Below are 5034 nucleotides of genomic sequence, written 5' to 3'. Positions count from 1 at the left end.
TACCGCAGCCGGTCAGCAGGGCGGCGCCCAGTGAGAGCAGGCACAGCGCGCCGGGGGCGCGTACCGGCCAGGGTGCTCCCAGGGTCGCCCGGGCGGTGTCCGGCTCCGTGTTCGCGGTGGCGGGTGCACGGGGGTGCGGCACGGCGCGTACGACACGGTGCGTACGGCGGGTACGGCGTCGGGCGGGCGGGTGCCCTACCTCGACGGGTGGCCGTCCGCCCAGGAGAGGAGGGGGAGAGAGCGGACGGCCACCCCTCGGTGGTACCCGTGGGGGGTTGGCATGCGCCTGCCCTGTAATCCGGGAGGCATTCCTCTTTCCCTCGGGTTTCCCTCGGGTTTCCCTCGGGATTCCCGTGGATTCCCCGGGATTCCCGGTTCCGGGCCTCCCCCTGGGATCGCCGAGTGGGTCCTGACCTCCTGTGATCCCCAGGGCCCCGTGATCCGTGAGTTCTTCGGAGAGAGCCGGGAGGAGGGGCGAGGGGTCGGCCCGGACATGACGACGGCCCGCCTCGGGTCCGTATCCGCGCGCCCGGAGGCAGGCCGTCCCGCCGTGCCCGGAGGTCCGGGCACGGCACCGCTCAGCGCACCGTGAAGTGGACGATGTCGTCCAGGAACGGCACCTCGAGCCAGGGATCGGGCTGGGCCATCATCGACAGCATCACGATCGCGAACCCCAGACCGCCGTAGGTCAGCAGATCGGTGAAGCGGGACCGCACCGCCAGCATGCCGACCTCGGGCAGCGTCCACCGCAGCACCGCGCCCAGCAGCAGCGACAGGCCGATGATGATGGTGCCGGCGCGGAAGTGGTCCAGGGCGACCACCAGCAGCCCGGCCGCCACCCCGCCCAGCACCGTCAGCAGGGGCCACTGCCGGACCGGGGCGGGGGCACCGCCGGGCGCGGCACGGCCGCCGCCCTCGGGTCGCGCGGTGTCCCGCGTGATCAGAGGGAAGCGGCGCGACTTCCTCGGCTCGGCGGTCATCGGGGCCTCAGCCGACATCGCCGATCCCGGCAGCCCGCTCGGCGGCCTCCACCACGTTGACCAGCAGCTGGGCCCGGGTCATCGGGCCGACACCGCCCGGGTTGGGGGAGAGCCAGCCGGCGACCTCGGCCACACCGGGGTCCACATCGCCGACGACCTTGCCGGTGCCGTCCCGGCTGACGCCGACGTCGAGCACCGCCGCGCCCGGCTTGACGTACTCCGGCTTGATCAGGTGGGCCACTCCGGCGGCGGCCACGATGATGTCGGCCTGCCGCAGGATCGACGGCAGGTCCTTGGTGCCGGTGTGGCACAGGGTGACCGTGGCGTTCTCCGACTTGCGGGTCAGCAGCAGCCCGATGGACCGCCCGACGGTCACCCCGCGGCCGACGACCGCCACATGGGCGCCGTTCAGCTCCACACCGTGGTGGCGCAGCAGCTGCACGATGCCGTACGGGGTGCAGGGCAGCGGCGCGGTCTCGTTGAGCACCAGCCGGCCCAGGTTGGTCGGGTGCAGGCCGTCCGCGTCCTTGGCCGGGTCGATCAGCTCCAGCACCCGGTTGGTGTCGATACCCTTGGGCAGCGGCAGCTGCACGATGTAGCCGGTGCAGTCCGGGTTCTCGTTGAGCTCCCGGACGACCGCCTCGATCTCCTCCTGGGAGGCGGTGCCCGGCAGCTCGCGCTGGATCGAGGCGATGCCCACCTGGGCGCAGTCGCGGTGCTTTCCGGCGACGTACTTCTGGCTGCCGACGTCGTCGCCGACCAGCAGGGTGCCGAGACCGGGCGTGACGCCCTGGGCCTTCAGCGCCTCCACCCGGGTGGTGAGGTCGGCTTTGATCGCGGCCGCGGTGGCCTTGCCGTCGAGAATCTTGGCGGTCATGGTTCCCATCCTCCCGGATGCGGGGCGTTCAGTGTGCATCAGGTCCGGAATCCGGCCGGTGTGCGGCGGGTCGGATCCGGTGGCCGGACCGGCCCGGCGCCCCTTGGTGAAAGGAGCACCGGACCGGCGGCGGCCGTGCCCTGGCGGATCAGTGGAAGAAGTGCCGCGTGCCCGTGAAGTACATGGTCACGCCGGCCGCCTTGGCGGCCTCCACCACCTGCTCGTCACGGACCGAACCGCCCGGCTGCACCACGGCCTTCACCCCGGCGGTGGTCAGCACCTCAAGGCCGTCCGGGAACGGGAAGAACGCGTCGGAGGCCGCGAAGGAGCCGCGGGCCCGCTCCTCCCCCGCCCGCTGCACCGCGAGCCGCGCCGAGTCGACCCGGTTGACCTGCCCCATGCCCACGCCGACGGTGGCACCGTCCTTGGCGAGCAGGATCGCGTTGGACTTCACCGCCCGGCAGGCGCGCCAGGCGAAGGCCAGCTCGGCCAGCTCCTCGGCGCCCAGCGCCGTACCGGTGGCCAGCGTCCAGTTGGCCGGGTCGTCGCCCTCGGCCTGGAGCCGGTCCTTGGCCTGGAGGAGGGCGCCGCCCTCGACCGAACGGGACTCCCCGCCCGCGGCAGGAGCCTGAGGGCAGCGCAGCACCCGGATGTTCTTCTTGCGGGAGAGCACCTCGACCGCGCCGTCCTCGTAGTCCGGGGCCACGATGACCTCGGTGAAGATCTCGGCGACCTGCTCGGCCATGGCGACCGACACCGGGCGGTTGACGGCGATCACACCGCCGTACGCCGACACCGGGTCGCAGGCGTGCGCCTTGCGGTGCGCCTCGGCAACGTCCGCGCCGGTGGCGATGCCGCACGGGTTGGCGTGCTTGATGATCGCGACGCTGGGCCCGCTGTGGTCGTACGCGGCCCGGCGCGCGGCCTCGGTGTCCACGAAGTTGTTGTACGACATCTCCTTGCCGTGCAGCTGCTCGGCGTGCGCCAGGCCGTGGCCGGTGCCGTCGGTGTAGAGCGCGGCGGGCTGGTGCGGGTTCTCGCCGTAGCGCAGCACCTGCTTGCGGGAGTAGACGACGCCCATGAAGTCCGGCCAGGGGCCCTCGTCGGCGGCGTAGTCGGCGGCGAACCAGTTGGCGACCGCGACGTCGTAGGCGGCCGTGTGCTGGAAGGCCTCGGCCGCCAGGCGCTTGCGCGCGGTCAGGTCGAAGCCGCCCTCGCCGACCGCCTTGAGCACGTCGCCGTACCGCTCCGGGTTGACGATCACCGCCACCGAGGGGTGGTTCTTGGCGGCGGCGCGGACCATCGAGGGGCCGCCGATGTCGATCTGCTCCACGCACTCGTCGGGGGCGGCGCCGGAGGCCACCGTCTCCCGGAACGGGTAGAGGTTCACGATCACCAGCTCGAACGGCTCCACGCCCAGCTCGGCCAGCTGCTCGCGGTGCGCCTCCAGCCGCTGGTCGGCGAGGATGCCCGCGTGGACGCGCGGGTGCAGGGTCTTCACCCGTCCGTCCAGGCACTCGGGGAAGCCGGTGAGTTCCTCGACCTTGGTGACGGGGACTCCGGCCGCGGCGATCTTGGCGGCGGTGGAGCCGGTGGAGACCAGCTGGACGCCGGCCGCGTGCAGGCCCCGCGCCAGCTCCTCCAGACCGGTCTTGTCGTAGACGCTGACCAGGGCGCGGCGGATCGGTCGCTGGGTGCTGGCACCCTGGGCGTTGGTGGCGGTCACGGGATTCTTACCTTTCGTCCCTCTATGCGGTAGCCGTTACGGGCCAGACGCCCCACGACATCGACGAGCAGCGAACGCTCGACTTCCTTGATCCGCTCGTGCAGCGCGGATTCGTCGTCCTCGTCCCGGACCTCGACCACGCCCTGGGCGATGATCGGGCCGGTGTCGACACCGTCGTCGACGAAGTGCACGGTGCAGCCCGTCACCTTGGCCCCGTAGGCGAGCGCGTCGCGCACGCCGTGGGCGCCGGGGAAGCTGGGCAGCAGGGCGGGATGGGTGTTGACGCACCGGCCGCCGAAACGGGCCAGGAACTCCGGCCCGACGATCTTCATGAATCCCGCCGAGACCACCAGGTCCGGCCGGTACGCGGCGGTCGCCTCGGCCAGCGCCAGGTCCCAGTCGGCGCGGGTGGCGTGGTCGCCCACCCGGCAGACGAAGGTCGGGATGCCCAGGCGCTCGGCGCGCTCCAGGCCGGCGATGCCGGTCCGGTCGGCGCCCACGGCGACCACCTCGGCGCCGTAGCCGGCGGCCCCGCGCTCGGCGATGGCGTCCAGCAGGGCCTGCAGATTGGTGCCCGAGCCGGAGACCAGGACGACCAGGCGGGCCGGGGCCGGCGGGGCGGAGGAGCGCGCCGGCGAGTCGGAGGGAGGCGGACAGGCCACGGCGGAGGCTCTTTCTCACTGGTGGTGCGGGTGCGGAAACGTACGATCGGGCGGCCGAAGCCGCTTTGTGCGGTCGTACGAGTGGCGGGGGTACGCGATTCCGGGGAACTCTACGAACCCGCCGGCCGTCAGCAACGATACCGGCACCACAGGCCGCCCCCACGGGACGGGGGCGAGCGCGGGAGGTAGCGTCTGGGCAGCGAATCCACCTGACATCGTGGTAATCGACTGACACCGTGGTAACCACCGACACCACTCGCGTCACGGCCGCCCCACCGGTGAGGCGCGGGACGCACCCGGAACACGCGAGGGGCGCGAGCACGGCCGGCGCACCGGCGCGAGGCGGCGTGCGGCGTGCGGCGTCCGGGCGGCGCCGGGCGCGCGACGATGCGTCCTGCGCGGCGTACGCCGTGCGATGTGCGCCTCGCGGCGTGCGATGTGCGGTGGGTGCCATGCGGTGCGCGGCATGCCATGTGCTGTCGGGTGCGCACCACAACAGCACGTCATGTACCGCCTGCCGACCTCGAGCCCGTACCGTGCCCGGCGTGCAGGACGACGACACAAGGGGAAGACAAACTCCACATGCCGGACCGACGCCGCCACGCGGCTCACTGCCCCGCATCGGCCCCCGAGACCACCGGGGGGCGGCGATGAGGCACGCCCGCATGCCGTACGCCCCGCTGCTGCGGGAGCGGCAGTCGCCGTCGTCCTCACCGTCTCCGGACGGCCAGGGCGACCACAACCCGTTCGCCCCGCCCCCCGAGGGCGCCCCGGACCAGCCCTGGCGCC

At 72.9% G+C, this 5034-nt stretch carries 4 protein-coding genes; all 4 read right to left on the bottom strand.

Annotated features, from left to right (window positions below; translation table 11 throughout):
- Positions 1–578 precede the first annotated feature (578 nt).
- The 4 genes from E4099_RS28850 to purN all read right to left on the bottom strand — a co-directional run bounded on the left by E4099_RS28850 (position 579) and on the right by purN (position 4245).
- Positions 579–998: a DUF3017 domain-containing protein gene (locus E4099_RS28850; protein WP_135342070.1), complete on the bottom strand. Its 420-nt coding sequence runs from the start codon at positions 996–998 to the stop codon at positions 579–581.
- Positions 988–1857, bottom strand: a complete 870-nt coding sequence (locus E4099_RS28845) for a bifunctional methylenetetrahydrofolate dehydrogenase/methenyltetrahydrofolate cyclohydrolase (protein ID WP_135342069.1) — start codon at positions 1855–1857, stop codon at positions 988–990. Before E4099_RS28845 ends, E4099_RS28850 begins: the two co-directional genes overlap by 11 nt.
- 148 nt (positions 1858–2005) lie before the next feature.
- On the bottom strand, positions 2006–3583 hold the full coding sequence (purH, locus tag E4099_RS28840; protein WP_135342068.1) for a bifunctional phosphoribosylaminoimidazolecarboxamide formyltransferase/IMP cyclohydrolase: 1578 nt from the start codon (positions 3581–3583) through the stop codon (positions 2006–2008).
- A complete protein-coding gene (gene purN / locus E4099_RS28835; RefSeq protein ID WP_135342067.1) occupies positions 3580–4245 on the bottom strand; it encodes a phosphoribosylglycinamide formyltransferase in 666 nt (221 codons plus the stop codon). The genes purH and purN overlap by 4 nt, the downstream gene beginning before the upstream one ends.
- Between the last annotated feature and the right edge of the window lie 789 nt (positions 4246–5034).

It is taken from the genome of Streptomyces palmae (assembly GCF_004684805.1).
Classification (GTDB): domain Bacteria; phylum Actinomycetota; class Actinomycetes; order Streptomycetales; family Streptomycetaceae; genus Streptomyces; species Streptomyces palmae.
The sequence above is the reverse complement of the archived record's forward strand: the minus strand, read 5'-3'. Positions and strand labels throughout refer to the sequence as shown.